Origin of the sequence: Pseudomonas sp. WS 5412, assembly GCF_012985615.1 — a bacterium.
GTDB lineage: Bacteria > Pseudomonadota > Gammaproteobacteria > Pseudomonadales > Pseudomonadaceae > Aquipseudomonas > Aquipseudomonas shahriarae.
In genome coordinates, this window is sequence record NZ_JAARMB010000019.1 from 35,186 (window position 1) to 47,823 (window position 12,638).

Genomic DNA, 12,638 nt, shown 5'->3' on the forward strand with positions numbered 1-12,638 from the left:
AGCGTTCCGTTAACATTTTGCCTTGTTTGCGCTGCGGTCGCGCAACAGGCTCACGGACGGAACGAATGCTAAACAGCAACTTGCTTAGAAAGCTCGATATGCAGGACCTGATGGTTTTTGTCGCTGTGTATGAGCAAAGCAGCGTCACCGATGTGTCCGAAACCCTGTTTGTCAGCCAGTCTACGGTCAGTTACAGCCTGAAGAAACTGCGCACCAGCTTCGAAGACGATCTGTTTATCAACACCCGTGCGGGCATGCGCCCGACCTACAAAGCCAGCAGCATGTACGGGCATGTGCAGAAAATCCTCGAAAGCATCAACCTCTGCCACGCGGGCGCCCAGACGTTCGACCCCACGCAAAAAGCCGTCACCTTCAACCTTTGCGCGCCCGAATACTTCGAGCAACTGATCCTGCCCAGGTTGCTGAAACACTTCGATCACGCCGACCTGCCAGTGATCGTCAATGTGCAGAAGCTGGAAACCGAGATTCCCGTAGAGGCCCTGCGCGACGGGCGCCTGGACCTGGTGATTTGCTTCGGCCCGCACTTTCACCGTGAGCACAAGGATCTCAGGACGCAGATGCTGCTGGAGGACGACCTGGTCTGCGTCTTCGATAAACGCGCCGCCCCGCGCGAGCCGGCGTTCAGCCTGCAGTCGTTTGTGGCCCGGCGCCATGTATTCCCGACACCCTGGACCTCGGACACCAACATGATCGACGGCTGGCTCGCCCGCCAGGCCCACAAGCGCCAGGTTATTGCCCGGGCCAACAGCTACAGCGCGGCGCTGAAGATGATTGCCGGCACCGACTTTATCGTCACCCTGCCCCGGCGTGTGCAACAGCTGCTGGCCCTGGAGCCGCAGTTCGGCCACTGCGAAGCCCCCAACGGCCTGCCGGGGTTCACCCTGGATATGCAGTGGAACGACGTCAGCGAGCAGGAAACTGCCAACGCGTGGTTTCGCGAGCAGGTGGTCAAGGCAGTGGCAAGCGTCAAGCAGGATGCGGCAAAAGAAGCGCAGATATGACGTGCCGCTTAGTGCTCTCAGCCCCCCATAAATGCTTCCAGCCGCGAGCGCATCCAGCGTTCGGCGGGGTCACTGTCAACGTGGCTGAGCCAGACCATGGACAAGTCCAGGGTCGGCGTATCGAACGGGAACGGCTCACAAAACAGATTGCCCGCTGCGGCCATGGCCTGGGCCGTGTAATCCGGAAGGCTGGCGATCATATCGGTGCCGGCCAGCAGTGCCGGCAAGGAGCTGTATTGCGGCACAGATAACACCACATGCCGCTTGCGACCGATCTCCGCCAGCCACTCATCGGCAAACCCTGCGACGTTGGCGGTGTGGGACACCAGCACATGGGGTCGTGAGCAATATTCATCGAGGGTCAGCGGCTGGTCCGAGGCATCGGCGCGTAGCACGCTGGGGCGGATATGGCGCAACAACTTGCGCTTGGCATTGGCCGGCAGGCCACGGGTCTGGGTGATGCCGACGGTGATATCGCCAGAGGCCAGCAAGTCCGGGATCCGCCAGTAATCGACATGCTGCACCACAAACACCACCTGCGGCGCTTCGGTGCGCAGGGCCCGCAACAGCGGCGGCAACAGGCCGAACTCGACGTCATCGGACAGGCCGATGCGAAAGGTCATGGTACTGACAGACGGATCGAAATCATGGGTAAGGCTCAACGCCGCCGACAGCGAGTCCAGGGCCGGCGACAGATGCAAGATAAGCTCCTCGGCCCGCGCCGTGGGCTCCATACGATGGCCGACACGGATAAACAGCGGGTCGTTGAACAACGTGCGCAAGCGGTTGAGGGCCGAACTGACCGTGGGTTGGCCGAGAAACAGCTTCTCTGCCACACGCGTTACGTTGCGCTCGAGCATCAGCGTTTCAAAGACCACCATCAGGTTGATGTCGGCCTTGCGTAATTCATTGCGATTCATGGCAAACGCCCTACAGCCCAAGACTGCCGGCAGTTTAGGAACACTGCGGGGCCTGCGTCTATGCGTCGACTATCCAACCCACGTGTTTGAGACTATAAATCAGCTTCCATGACAACCGAGAACATCCCCGTGCTGGTCATTCTTGCCCTGGCCATCCTGATGGCCGGGCTGTGTATCTGGAGTATCAGACTCATCGCCCACCCAACCGCCAGGACACTGCTGCGGGTGTTTGTCGGGCTGTGCCTGGCCGCCATCGTTGCGTATCTGGTCCTGGCGTCGGGGTTTCCCGCGGCGCTGCTGGTATAGGCAGATTGACGAGCCCGGCGCCTCGCCCTCTAATTAGCCACTTTCTTCAAGCAAGGAGCGCTTAGCCATGAAATTCGCCTACACCATCGTCTACGTCCCGGACGTGGCCGCGTCACTGCAGTTTTTCGAAAAAGCCTTTGGCTTCAGCCGACGCTTCCTGCATGAATCAGGGACCTATGGCGAGTTGGAAACCGGGGGCACTACGTTGTCCTTCGCCGCCCATGAGCTGGGGGAGATGAACTTCAAGGGTGGGCACGTCGCCGCCCATACCTCGAAGCAACCGCTGGGCATGGAGCTGGGGTTTGTAACCGAAGACGTACCGGCGGCCCACGCCAAAGCGCTGGCCGCAGGTGCCAGCGAACTCTCGGCACCGAGCAGCAAGCCCTGGGGCCAGGTAGTGTCTTACGTGCGCTGCCCGGATGGCACGCTGGTAGAGCTGTGTACGCCGATAGCCGGATGAAAGCGCTGGGGACGCTCTCATCGTCGGACGTCAGGGCTTAAGCGGGCGCTCCTGGTCGCGCTCGGACAATTCCGTCCCATCATCCGGGTGCTTCCAGGTCTGCGGTTTCTCTTCTTCGTGAAGCCGCCGAGCCCGCTCCTGCGCCGAGTCGTCGCGTGGCTTGGGTTCGTTATTCATACCCACCTCCCATCCATAAGAATTGGTCTTATGACCCAGCATAGAACTGGAGATAGCCATGGACAGCTTTTCTGATGGATGGTGGCAAGCCAAGCCTTTTCGTGAGAAATGGACAGCCTCAGGTAAGACAGCGCATTCCCCCATAACCTATGGAAACAACCACCGGCCTTATTCAGAAGGGTCGCCTCTCAGCTTCCTCGCTCTTTATTGGATTGGGAGAGCACAGAGGCGGCAAGCGCTTTCGTCTGCTCGCTATACTGATCGCTCTGAAGCGTCTTTCCAGCTTTTTCCTCCATCTGCGCACTGGTCTGCTTATCCGTACCACTTTGAGCCAACGCCGAGGCAGCCAGGCTTCTGGCGATAGCTGAGGCGCTTGGATTATTCAGGGTTTCGGCTGCTAACGTGGCCATCTTGTCGGAGGTCTTTTTCGTGTTTTTGCTCATCAGGCATTCCTTTGCAGTGTTGGGATGGGAGAACTATCTCGCACACGGCAAACGATATTGACTTACAGAGGGGCGCGCAACGCAGGCGCTGTGCGTAACGTTTTGGAAGCCTGCACGAAAGGTGGGTTTGTTGTGTAGTACGGGGAGTGAATCGTAGGAGGCGGTATTTTCAGCAAGTTTCGGAAACGAAAAAGCCCCGTAGTTTTTCAACTACGGGGCTTTTTCTGTGTAATGGCGGAGAGATAGGGACTCACCATAAAAGAGGATTTCGAGCAATACCAACGACCCTACAGGGCCTTAAGCGTGCACAGTAGTACAATCGAGTAGTACAATCCGCTATACCACTCCCCCCACTTCACGGCGCTCCAATGGCAGACAACCTGATTCAGAAGAAAGGTGAATCCACTTGGTACGTGCGACTGGCTGTCCCTGCCGATGTACAGAAAGCCATTGGCTGCAAGGTGCTGATTCAGTCATTGAAGACGGGACTCCGCAAGGAGGCGATGAATGCACGCCTTCCAATCCTCGCGAACTGGAAAGCTCAGTTTCAAGTAGCACGAAACAAGCGCACCAATCGAGGGACTGCGTGGAAAGAAAACCTCGCAAACGAAGCTCAAGACTTTTCTCAGTTGTTCCGTCAGTTAAAGATAGATGCAGTACTTGGCGAAACGAAAGCGTTACCTGACGTGGATCATGCTGATCTCCAGGAACTGCACCGATTCGTTTTCAATGATACTGAGAGCGGCCGACGACGCCGGGCAGAAATGAATGCGGTAGATACCTTGCAAGGTCTTGATCGTGAAATTGCCATTCAAGAACTCGCCCATAAACTGATTCTGGAAAGCCTAGGCGAACTGCTTACACACGAGGCCGAACTATCCACTCAAGAAACTGAGGAAATACAGACCATCCTGACTGATCCTGCCTCCTACAAAATCAAGTCCCCGATCACGAAGCAACGTATCGCCACGTTCCGACAGTATCGTGAAGCGCGGAATATCGCTACCAAGACAATGGATCAACAGCAGTCGAAGCTAGAGAAGCTATCGGTATATCTCACCAAGGAAAGTCGCCAACTCGATTTTGACACTGTTTCGGCGTGGCTCGACTCTCTCAAGCTGGCAAGCAAAACCCTCACCCAATACTTGCTGGCAGGTAACGTCTTCTGGAAGTGGGCGATGAAGCATGACATTCGTTGGCGAGATGAATTCAAAGACAAGGCCAACCCGTTTGAAAATCATGAGCTACCGCAAACCCGTGGTAAGGAACGTGCAGACCGCCAGCGAAAGGCCTTCCAGCCGAAAGAAATTGCGGAGCTTCATGCTGCCGCCTTAGCTGCTGACCACACGACGCTAGCTGACTTGATCCTCTTGGGTGCGTTCACAGGCGCCCGCATTGAAGAGCTTTGCCAGTTGAGGGTTGAACACCTGATTAAACCGGACGGAATAGACAGCTTCGACATTGTTGACTCGAAGACCGCAGCGGGCATCCGCGTCGTACCTGTACACCCCGCCCTATCGGGCATTGTCGAGCGTTTGAAGGAGGATTCTAAGGATGGCTACCTGATCCCATCTGACAGCAAGAACAAGTACGGCATACGATCTGACGCGCTCTCAAAGGCTTTCGGCAGGCTCAAGGAATCCCATGGTTACGGTGCCCAACACGTATTCCACTCGATCCGCAAAACGGTGATCACCCAGCTTCACAGGGCGAGTGTACAAGGACTCCTGATTGCCGAACTGGTGGGTCATGAGACAGGTACGGTAACGTTTGACGTCTACTCGCAAGGTGCGTCTTCAACTCAGAAGTTGGAAGCTATTTCCCAGCTCTCCTTACCTTCAGTTGGTTAAGTTCACCCACCCGGCTTTACGGGGGTGTTTAAAGCTTGTAGGGCCGCAACAACCATCCCCTGTCAAAGCCCCTCACGGATGTGGGTACACCGCGCCTGAACTCTGGTAATGCTGAAGCAGCCCTTTTAGGAAGCCTGTCACCCGAGCATCATCCGCCAAAAACGCCAATACCTCAGCCCGCTCCTGCTCAGTCAGATCAGCCAGTGCCTCTGTGAGTTCGCCACGGTACTGAGCACAGATGTCCATCCACGTATTGTCGTCTTCCTCTGTGATGCCGTAGTACTCCAGCAACCAATCATAAGCTTCAAACTCGCCACCAAAGCCTCGCCCACCCCAAACACGCCCCATCTCCACAACCACGCTGTCGAACAACTCAGCCTTCGTCATAGGCCCTCCTGATCGGCTGATACGCCCGTATTTGTGTATAGCAGATTGCCCACGTGATTGTCTGGGGTCACCAACTTACGCAAAGCTTTCCACAGATTCCGTCATACCCTCCTCAATCACTTACGTGATGTTAGTGTGCAAGATTCAATGATCAAGCGAATCGTTGGACATGAGGATAGCTCGGTGACCTTCGGCATCTATGGAAGCAGGACATCGTTGAAAGCGATGGCGGCGGCACTACAACACATCACCTGACCGGCTGGGACTGGGCGACTGGGTCACATCCCAGCCCCCTCTCATGGGACACCAGCAGTTTGCCTGCTCAATCGTTTATGGAGGCAGACACCCGACCTTGTCGAGCTACCTTAGTACGCATCGAAAACTTGTCGAAAACCCTCATAAACCTCGGAAAAACTTGCATCACTGTCTTCAGATTCCAATCGCACACGTCCATTACGCCCAGCGTTTACTAGGCGAACTGACCGCCTGCACTAAGCAGGACGCGTCCACTCCGCTGGAAACTGGTTTATGCAAAATGGCACTGTGCGATAGGACTCTGGGATGATTAGCTTCCCGAACAAGACCCCAACCATATCTAAACGCTCACCGCAACCACTTATTGACAGGCGGCCCACATCTATGAGATGATGGCGTTCTGCTTCAGTGAGCAGACAGACAATTTAGAAGCCTCTACGCGACCACGGTGCGAACAAATCGCCCAGAAATCGCAGGAGGTTTTTTAACGCCTGAACTTTGGTTGACCACCACCTGACGGTCACAGCAGATCATGAGAAGCACCATGACAAACGCAATCGAAGCAATACCAACATTGAGGTCGACGACATCGAATAGCTGAGTTCCTGCTCCTCCGTAGTGAGAAGAATGACGAGCCCGATGCCGACCAATGTGTCGGTTTTTTATCGCCAATTTTTCAACTGAACGGAGGTACACCATGCAACAACACAGCATCTATGACGTCACCCGAACCATTTACGTGCTACCCAGCGTCGCTGGAATCCACCTTGATTACAGTCTTGGGGAGGAGCTTCCACTCTTCGCACCACCGAAGGACGAACGGTTGTCCTATGGCGTTGGCTACAACTCTTACCGCCGACGCAAAGCATTGGGGCTTCCCTACTTCAAATCCGGAAAAGGGACTCCGTACAAGACTTGGGCAAACATGATGCGGCGGACCTATGGTCCCGAGAAACCCGCGTACGTTGGATGCCGCGTTTGCCGGAAATGGCACGACTATCAGGAGTTCGCAGCTTGGTACTCCGTGCAGCCATATGCGTTTGAGGCTGATGCGGAGCTGGACAAAGACATTCTGGACCAACTGAACCCCGAGTACTCACCAGAGCATTGCTCGGTAGTTCCGAAGCTGATCAATCAGATTTTCAGGGACACCCGAAGTCGTCGAGGGATACTGCCTATCGGAGTGTCAGTGGCGCCAGGCGGAGTGGGATTTGTGTCTGTGCTTTCGATGCTCGGCAAGCCTGTTGCACTGGGGAAATTCCATGACATCACTGAAGCTTTCAGAGCGTACCAGTCGGCCCATCTGGCGTACTGCAATCAGTTGGCAGATAGCTACGAATCAAAACTTGATGCACGCGTGATCACTCGACTACGAACCTGCTCCCGCCATATCCGGGACTGATTTACCCCCAAGTACCACCGCAGGCCATCGCCTGCGGCAACCACTACTAACGAGGCACATGCCTATGAAATGAACTTAAATACAGGAGAACCATCCATGGAATACTCGCTCGCCTCTGAATTGCCCACCAACAAAACCGCCACCTGTAAATCACTCCCCACTTCCGACCTGCACTCCCCAGCAGAATTGGAAGCATTGAATGCACGTATCGCCGCTAATGCCGATCAGTGGCTGGCAGACAACGCACCGAAGACCAGAACGAAGGCACCACGTAAGCCAAAGAGTGAGCGTGGGCGAAAGCGCAAGGTAATTGAGAACCCGTTCTATGGGTTCATCGGTTGCACAACGTACTGGGGGCGATACCCGGTGTTTGCACTGGACATTATCGAAGGTATCGCACGCCTTGACTGGCATGACCGGACTATCGGTATTGGTGGCAAGTCTATGCCGCTGTCTGTACGCAACCTTGTAGTAATTCTGGAAAGTCTCCCAGTCGTCACTAATGAGGGTGTAGAGGATTTACTGCAATTGAGGGAAAGGCACGCAAGACGTTATGTCAAAGCAATTGAACTGATCGTTCCAAGGATGATGGAAAGTCGTCCGCGATCTCTGATCAACGAGATGGATGGCATCGAGTCTGAGCTGAAAGCTTGTGAGTGGGATGATGGGGATGATCTGTGCAAACCAAGTGCCGAAGAGCTGGCCAAGCTGCACCATGACCTTCGCACCCTGACCGAGTTCAAGACGGCGGAAGAGTACGAAGCGGAATATCCGACACATCCAGCTCTCGCTAATGTCTTAGCCTTGCCGGTGCGTCATGAGCAACAGAACCGACACCAGCACCCGAAGAAGCTAGACGTATTGAAGATGCTGACACAAGGTGTGGCGGTCAAGGCCATTGAGCGAGACACCGGAGTATCGGCAAAGACTATCAGGAAGTGGCGTGACGAGATGAAAACCGTTCGGGATGAGTTGCAGGTCGCATAAGCGGCCCTCTCAAGGGGGGGGACTAATTCGGCCGCATATATCATAGAAGCACTTCAATGCGGAGCATTAAACGGAATACCATTTCATGCGAAGCATGAGTTAAGACAATCGTCATATCGTTCCGATTCTGGATCAGCACACCAGTAAATTAAATGAAATCATCGCACATCAAAGCTCTTCGCTTTTGATCTGCTACACCGTAGGTAATGGGTATAGCTGTCAGCGTCCACTGACGGGGGACTATCGAATACTACCGTCTTCATTTTTTTACCAAAAAGACGATCGACAAAATCAAGTGCAAAAGCTAGATTTGTGTAAACTTCATTGTGTTACTGAAGTACATCTGAAGGAGCCTCGGCGGCCACACCGGAGTAGGTGTGCAGTTGAAAACTCACGCTTTCGGTGCGAGAATACTGGCGGAGCCAGAAGGTAGTAATCCTTCAAGCTCCGCTTGGCTGACACCATTATCAGTTAAGCTGGTCGCTGTGTTATGAACGTTCTATTTGGCGTTGTGTAGTTACAGTGCATCATCTATATCATCTACTGTGACGGTGAATTTTTCGTTTGCTTGGTTGATGGTTAGTCCCGACTTCTTGCAGGTGGCAATGCCTCGCCGATAAATGTCATTGATTTTCTCTTTGTCATTGTTCTTAACGGCTGTCGTGAAGTAGTTGACTATTATGCTGGCGGTATTGCTTGAGGTATCTGTCATTGTCTGTAGTGTGCTTGCTGGATACTTGTTCTTCGCAGCAACTGCTTTCATCTTGACTCCAGCGATATCGCTAGAACTGTCCATCATCTTTGCGTTTATGTACTTTTGTGAGGCGAGGAAGCCAACGCATTTCGAGATGTCGTTTTCTTCTTCGGATAGTCCCCCTGCAAGACTGGAAGTGCTGAGTGCAAGCAGGGTTGCTGAAAGAATCAGTTTTTTCATCGAGTTATGTGTCCCTTCGAAGGTGCTGGCTTATCGGAGATAGAAGTAGAGGAACACGACAACCAGAAGTACGAATATCACTCGGCCTTGAAGTACGTCGTAGTTTAGTTCGTCTTTCTTGATCTGCTGGTACGTATCGGTGTCACTCAGCCCCTGTGTTTTGTAAAGCATGATCTGATTAATCTGCTTGTCGATTCTCTTGTTGTGGGCGTCATTGCTGCGCATGGTTATCCCCCACGCCAGCAGCCATAGCCCTCCTGTCAGCACCGTCAGAATCACGTGCAGGATGTGATTTGTCGTCCTCTTCTGGTTGGTGAGTACAAACAGTTTTTCGTTCATGGGCATCCCTGTCAGGTGCTAGCTGGGTGAGCAACGAGGATACCAATGTATCACTTGGTGTGTCATCATATAGTGTGTTCACGATTGGGGTACATCCGACCATCATTCGGGGATGCAGCCAAATCAGAATTTGAGAAAGGGCTTCGGCCAACGCATTCGAGAGCTACGCAACAGTCAGGGCTTCAGTCAGGAGGCTTTCGCTGATAAGTGCGGGTTCGTTCGAACTTACATGTCCCGAATTGAGACTGGCACCGCCAACCCCAGCCTAGACGCGGCCAAGGTGCTTGCTGATGGACTGGGAATGACGCTGTCAGAGCTTCTACAAGGACTTTGACTTGTCTTGCCGTAGCCAAGCTGGTTTGTGAGTGGCGTTCAGAGCGGAACGCGTCGGTTGGACATCGTGCAGATGGACACTAGCCACCTCACCAATTCCCAGAGTCTTTGCCACCCTTCTGCATGCATTCAACTCAATCCCGTTGTTCACAACGTGAGCTGTGGTTGGTTATACCGTCTTAGGGCGAAACCCTCGATATACCCAGCCGCACCCATAGCCAATGGCATACAAAACAGCGCATACACCAGCCCAGATAGCGAGCATGGTGCCAATGTACTCAAGCTGTCTGTAGATAAGATCATCCTTGAACTCTTCGTAGCGCTCATATTCTCGCTTGTCAGACTCCACCGTGTACTGACTTGGAAGCTTGAACTCAAGGGCAATTGTTGAAACCCGAAAGTGCTCGGCTGCTTCTCTCTCTTCGGTGGGTATGTTCTGCCAGCCTACAAAGGCGAACCCCAGCCCTATCACTAATGACGCCACCACCCACAACCGTTGCCACCCATTCATCCAGTTCTCCTTGTCCATGTAGTTTGAGTCAGTATCCATGATGGCGATCAGCCCAGCCAGTGCAGCTACAATGTTGCCATCTCACCAAAAGGGACGCTGCCTCATGACGAAGAATGACAAGAAGAAGCGTAGGAAAGGTCAGGTAACGATTCCACGGGACCACTACGTCTACGGGCACACTCCCGGCAAGGTCGAATCACTCACTGTGGAGATGGACCCAGTGACGAAGCAACTGAGTGTCCGTGAGGTTGATCCCAGCAGTATCAGGTATCAAATTACGTACGTGCGGGAGAAAAAGGATGACAAGGTTCTCTATTCAGCCCCAGTTGATGACTTCTCGATGTCCTTGGATCATTACGAAGAACTCAAGGCCCGCTTCGATTACCTGATGGCTGTAGATACCAATACGCTAAATGAAATCCATCAGGGTTATCGGGTCAGCGCTTGTTGCATTTACGTGGTGCAGGATCATCTCAGTTCTCTGAATGCTGAGAGTCGCTACGTTCACCACGCCACCTTCCTCATCTTGAACACTGATCATCACGCCAAGAGTGAGCCGATTGGATGGCACCTAGCGATTACACGGAGCATCCACCCGCTGATGCAGCACAGCAGAATCGGAATGATCGTTGATAGTGAACTGGGTCAACATATCGACATCAACGCCGGGAGGGAGCCGTATTACGCAACAAGCCACCTGCCGCCCAACCTGAAATTCCTGTACGCCTCAAGTGATGGTTCAGCGACGTTTGCCAACGCAATGATTCAGAGCTGTGATACCGGTGCCAAGGCCGTGTTGAATGAGTTCAAGAAGAAGGGTGTAGCCGATGTACTCAGGCACAAGCCAATCGAGGTTGGTACGGCGCTGTGCGTTCGGGTTGTATCCAGTCGGCCAGATGGAAAACCCTGAAAAAATCTCGATTAACTCAGCATATCCCCTACGGTTTTCACACGATTAACCTGGGGCGAAGTGGTGCCCACGGCTGGAGCCCGCATTCCGTAAGGGTCTTTGTCTCCGTTTGCGAAGCAGGGTGCATCTATGGCGTTCAAAATGAGTTTTTTTGCAAGGGATTGGCATATTTCATCCGTAATCCTCGACTTCGTGCAAGGGAATGGCAATCCCTAGTGTTGAGCTGGCGTGTCACCTCGGATTCCAGCAAGTGCTCTGAACTGGTCTAGGCTGCTGGTTCTCTCGATCAAGGATGAACACCATGCCTAACAGCTCAGATACCAACATCGCCACAGCAGACGTACTAACTCTCTTGCTCCACAACCAGCACGCCTTAGCCGCTGCAATTGAAGAAGTGGCCCTATGGGCTAAATCCACCGGTTCAAGCGAAGCCCATGAAAACGCCGTTACCGCATTGGAAACTCTCGATGCGAACGCGTCCGCTATCACCGCTGGAATTCTCAAGCTCCGCCAATAATCGCTATCAAAACAGTAGACGTAACTGGTAGTCCGATAGCTGCTCGCCAATTACTATCAAATATCTATTGCTGATAGCTATATAATTCAATTATCATTTACCTATCGAAACAAATGATAAAGGATAGTTGGCCATGAACACCCACCTCTACCTCCGAGCATCGACCAAAGACCAAGACGCCAATCGTGCAAAAGCCGCCCTGGAGTTGTTCGCTGTCGAGAAGGGATTGAGCGTCGTTGGCGTGTACGCCGAGAACATCAGCGGCACCAAGCTCAACCGTCCTGAGCTGATCGCCTTGCTCGATTCTGCCGAGAGTGGAGACGTGCTATTGGTTGAGTCCGTAGACCGCCTGAGTCGCCTCTCGCAGGCTGACTGGGACACTCTCAAGGCCACCATCAAGGCCAAAGGACTTCGTTTGGTCGTGGCTGATCTGCCCACCAGCCACATGCTGGTTGAAGCGAAAGGAATCACCGGGCAAATCATGGATGTGATCAACAACATGCTGATTGATCTGATGGCGACCATGGCACGGCTGGATCAAGAGAAGCGCGTGGAACGCATCAAACAGGGCTTGGAAAACAAGAAGGCTGCTGATCCTGATTGGAAGCCGTCAGGCAAAGGCAGGAACGCTGCCAAGTGGGCCGAGGTACAGGCGCTAATGCAAAAACATCCAACCATGTCCGCTGATCAGATTGCCAAACTGGCTGATTGTGGCGTTGCCACCGTTTACCGGATTAAGCGAGAAACTGCAGCCGCCTGATGATGGCCTTGGGTACGTCGCCTGATCGGGGTCTGCGGGAGTTCGTACCCAGCTTATTTTTGGTTCCCTTTGGAGCGATCTAACTGAGGACGCTGCTCACCACTTGATAGCTCTGGCTTTGACGC

General features: G+C 53.5%; 17 protein-coding genes. 10 read left to right on the forward strand and 7 right to left on the reverse strand.

Annotated features, from left to right (window positions below):
• The first annotated feature begins 65 nt into the window (after positions 1-65).
• Complete coding sequence (locus HBR94_RS21820; RefSeq protein ID WP_120732136.1) at positions 66-1,022, forward strand: LysR family transcriptional regulator; 957 nt, start codon at positions 66-68, stop codon at positions 1,020-1,022.
• 17 nt (positions 1,023-1,039) lie between these two features.
• Here the strand turns inward: HBR94_RS21820 and HBR94_RS21825 are convergent, their stop codons facing one another.
• Entirely contained in the window at positions 1,040-1,942 is a 903-nt protein-coding gene (locus HBR94_RS21825) for a LysR family transcriptional regulator (RefSeq protein WP_057958792.1), read from the reverse strand.
• 108 nt (positions 1,943-2,050) lie between these two features.
• On the opposite strand from HBR94_RS21825, the gene HBR94_RS21830 reads away from it, so the two are divergent.
• On the forward strand, positions 2,051-2,248 hold the full coding sequence (locus tag HBR94_RS21830; RefSeq protein ID WP_169960365.1) for a hypothetical protein: 198 nt from the start codon (positions 2,051-2,053) through the stop codon (positions 2,246-2,248).
• 67 nt (positions 2,249-2,315) lie between these two features.
• Positions 2,316-2,708, forward strand: coding sequence for a VOC family protein (locus HBR94_RS21835; RefSeq protein ID WP_057441310.1), 393 nt, complete (start codon positions 2,316-2,318; stop codon positions 2,706-2,708).
• A gap of 30 nt (positions 2,709-2,738) precedes the next feature.
• On the opposite strand, the gene HBR94_RS21840 is transcribed toward HBR94_RS21835, so the two are convergent.
• Positions 2,739-2,885 carry a hypothetical protein gene (locus tag HBR94_RS21840; RefSeq protein ID WP_162947713.1) on the reverse strand — a complete coding sequence of 49 codons (147 nt, stop codon included), beginning with the start codon at positions 2,883-2,885 and terminating at the stop codon, positions 2,739-2,741.
• A 188-nt stretch (positions 2,886-3,073) separates the two neighbouring features.
• Entirely contained in the window at positions 3,074-3,328 is a 255-nt protein-coding gene (locus HBR94_RS21845) for a hypothetical protein (protein WP_170045522.1), read from the reverse strand.
• Positions 3,329-3,696: 368 nt separating this feature from the next.
• Here HBR94_RS21845 and HBR94_RS21850 point away from each other — a divergent pair, with 368 nt between their 5' ends.
• On the forward strand, positions 3,697-5,178 hold the full coding sequence (locus HBR94_RS21850) for a DUF6538 domain-containing protein (RefSeq protein WP_170045523.1): 1,482 nt from the start codon (positions 3,697-3,699) through the stop codon (positions 5,176-5,178).
• Between the two features lie 72 nt (positions 5,179-5,250).
• Here HBR94_RS21850 and HBR94_RS21855 read toward each other — a convergent pair whose 3' ends face one another.
• On the reverse strand, positions 5,251-5,565 hold the full coding sequence (locus tag HBR94_RS21855; RefSeq protein WP_262383413.1) for a hypothetical protein: 315 nt from the start codon (positions 5,563-5,565) through the stop codon (positions 5,251-5,253).
• Positions 5,566-6,517: 952 nt separating this feature from the next.
• Between HBR94_RS21855 and HBR94_RS21860 the strand changes: the two genes are divergently transcribed.
• Together HBR94_RS21860 and HBR94_RS21865 are read left to right on the forward strand one after the other, a co-directional pair.
• The gene (locus HBR94_RS21860) at positions 6,518-7,222 is read left to right on the forward strand and encodes a hypothetical protein (protein ID WP_170045524.1); all 705 of its coding nucleotides are present in this window, start codon (positions 6,518-6,520) and stop codon (positions 7,220-7,222) included.
• 96 nt (positions 7,223-7,318) lie between these two features.
• Positions 7,319-8,209, forward strand: coding sequence for a helix-turn-helix domain-containing protein (locus HBR94_RS21865; RefSeq protein WP_170045525.1), 891 nt, complete (start codon positions 7,319-7,321; stop codon positions 8,207-8,209).
• A 517-nt stretch (positions 8,210-8,726) separates the two neighbouring features.
• Here the strand turns inward: HBR94_RS21865 and HBR94_RS21870 are convergent.
• Both HBR94_RS21870 and HBR94_RS21875 read right to left on the reverse strand, forming a co-directional pair.
• Positions 8,727-9,143 carry a hypothetical protein gene (locus HBR94_RS21870; protein WP_170045526.1) on the reverse strand — a complete coding sequence of 139 codons (417 nt, stop codon included), beginning with the start codon at positions 9,141-9,143 and terminating at the stop codon, positions 8,727-8,729.
• Between the two features lie 30 nt (positions 9,144-9,173).
• On the reverse strand, positions 9,174-9,482 hold the full coding sequence (locus tag HBR94_RS21875; RefSeq protein WP_170045527.1) for a hypothetical protein: 309 nt from the start codon (positions 9,480-9,482) through the stop codon (positions 9,174-9,176).
• Positions 9,483-9,594: 112 nt separating this feature from the next.
• On the opposite strand from HBR94_RS21875, the gene HBR94_RS21880 reads away from it, so the two are divergent.
• Complete coding sequence (locus HBR94_RS21880) at positions 9,595-9,816, forward strand: helix-turn-helix transcriptional regulator (protein ID WP_137270606.1); 222 nt, start codon at positions 9,595-9,597, stop codon at positions 9,814-9,816.
• Between the two features lie 168 nt (positions 9,817-9,984).
• On the opposite strand, the gene HBR94_RS21885 is transcribed toward HBR94_RS21880, so the two are convergent.
• Positions 9,985-10,365 (reverse strand): hypothetical protein, encoded by a 381-nt coding sequence (locus tag HBR94_RS21885; RefSeq protein ID WP_170045528.1) that lies wholly within the window; start codon positions 10,363-10,365, stop codon positions 9,985-9,987.
• A 64-nt stretch (positions 10,366-10,429) separates the two neighbouring features.
• On the opposite strand from HBR94_RS21885, the gene HBR94_RS21890 reads away from it, so the two are divergent.
• From HBR94_RS21890 to HBR94_RS21900, 3 genes are all read left to right on the forward strand, one after another.
• Positions 10,430-11,236, forward strand: coding sequence for a hypothetical protein (locus HBR94_RS21890; protein ID WP_170045529.1), 807 nt, complete (start codon positions 10,430-10,432; stop codon positions 11,234-11,236).
• 301 nt (positions 11,237-11,537) lie between these two features.
• Entirely contained in the window at positions 11,538-11,753 is a 216-nt protein-coding gene (locus tag HBR94_RS21895) for a hypothetical protein (RefSeq protein WP_170045530.1), read from the forward strand.
• A gap of 133 nt (positions 11,754-11,886) precedes the next feature.
• Entirely contained in the window at positions 11,887-12,513 is a 627-nt protein-coding gene (locus HBR94_RS21900) for a recombinase family protein (RefSeq protein WP_170045531.1), read from the forward strand.
• Positions 12,514-12,638: the final 125 nt, after the last annotated feature.

Bases quoted from the DNA above. Each gene is read 5' to 3' on its own strand.
- HBR94_RS21820 (WP_120732136.1), top strand. From the start codon at position 66: ATGCTAAACAGCAACTTGCTTAGAAAGCTCGATATGCAGGACCTGATG.
- HBR94_RS21825 (WP_057958792.1), bottom strand. From the start codon at position 1,942: ATGAATCGCAATGAATTACGCAAGGCCGACATCAACCTGATGGTGGTC.
- HBR94_RS21830 (WP_169960365.1), top strand. From the start codon at position 2,051: ATGACAACCGAGAACATCCCCGTGCTGGTCATTCTTGCCCTGGCCATC.
- HBR94_RS21835 (WP_057441310.1), top strand. From the start codon at position 2,316: ATGAAATTCGCCTACACCATCGTCTACGTCCCGGACGTGGCCGCGTCA.
- HBR94_RS21840 (WP_162947713.1), bottom strand. From the start codon at position 2,885: ATGAATAACGAACCCAAGCCACGCGACGACTCGGCGCAGGAGCGGGCT.
- HBR94_RS21845 (WP_170045522.1), bottom strand. From the start codon at position 3,328: ATGAGCAAAAACACGAAAAAGACCTCCGACAAGATGGCCACGTTAGCA.
- HBR94_RS21850 (WP_170045523.1), top strand. From the start codon at position 3,697: ATGGCAGACAACCTGATTCAGAAGAAAGGTGAATCCACTTGGTACGTG.
- HBR94_RS21855 (WP_262383413.1), bottom strand. From the start codon at position 5,565: ATGACGAAGGCTGAGTTGTTCGACAGCGTGGTTGTGGAGATGGGGCGT.
- HBR94_RS21860 (WP_170045524.1), top strand. From the start codon at position 6,518: ATGCAACAACACAGCATCTATGACGTCACCCGAACCATTTACGTGCTA.
- HBR94_RS21865 (WP_170045525.1), top strand. From the start codon at position 7,319: ATGGAATACTCGCTCGCCTCTGAATTGCCCACCAACAAAACCGCCACC.
- HBR94_RS21870 (WP_170045526.1), bottom strand. From the start codon at position 9,143: ATGAAAAAACTGATTCTTTCAGCAACCCTGCTTGCACTCAGCACTTCC.
- HBR94_RS21875 (WP_170045527.1), bottom strand. From the start codon at position 9,482: ATGAACGAAAAACTGTTTGTACTCACCAACCAGAAGAGGACGACAAAT.
- HBR94_RS21880 (WP_137270606.1), top strand. From the start codon at position 9,595: ATGCAGCCAAATCAGAATTTGAGAAAGGGCTTCGGCCAACGCATTCGA.
- HBR94_RS21885 (WP_170045528.1), bottom strand. From the start codon at position 10,365: ATGGATACTGACTCAAACTACATGGACAAGGAGAACTGGATGAATGGG.
- HBR94_RS21890 (WP_170045529.1), top strand. From the start codon at position 10,430: ATGACGAAGAATGACAAGAAGAAGCGTAGGAAAGGTCAGGTAACGATT.
- HBR94_RS21895 (WP_170045530.1), top strand. From the start codon at position 11,538: ATGCCTAACAGCTCAGATACCAACATCGCCACAGCAGACGTACTAACT.
- HBR94_RS21900 (WP_170045531.1), top strand. From the start codon at position 11,887: ATGAACACCCACCTCTACCTCCGAGCATCGACCAAAGACCAAGACGCC.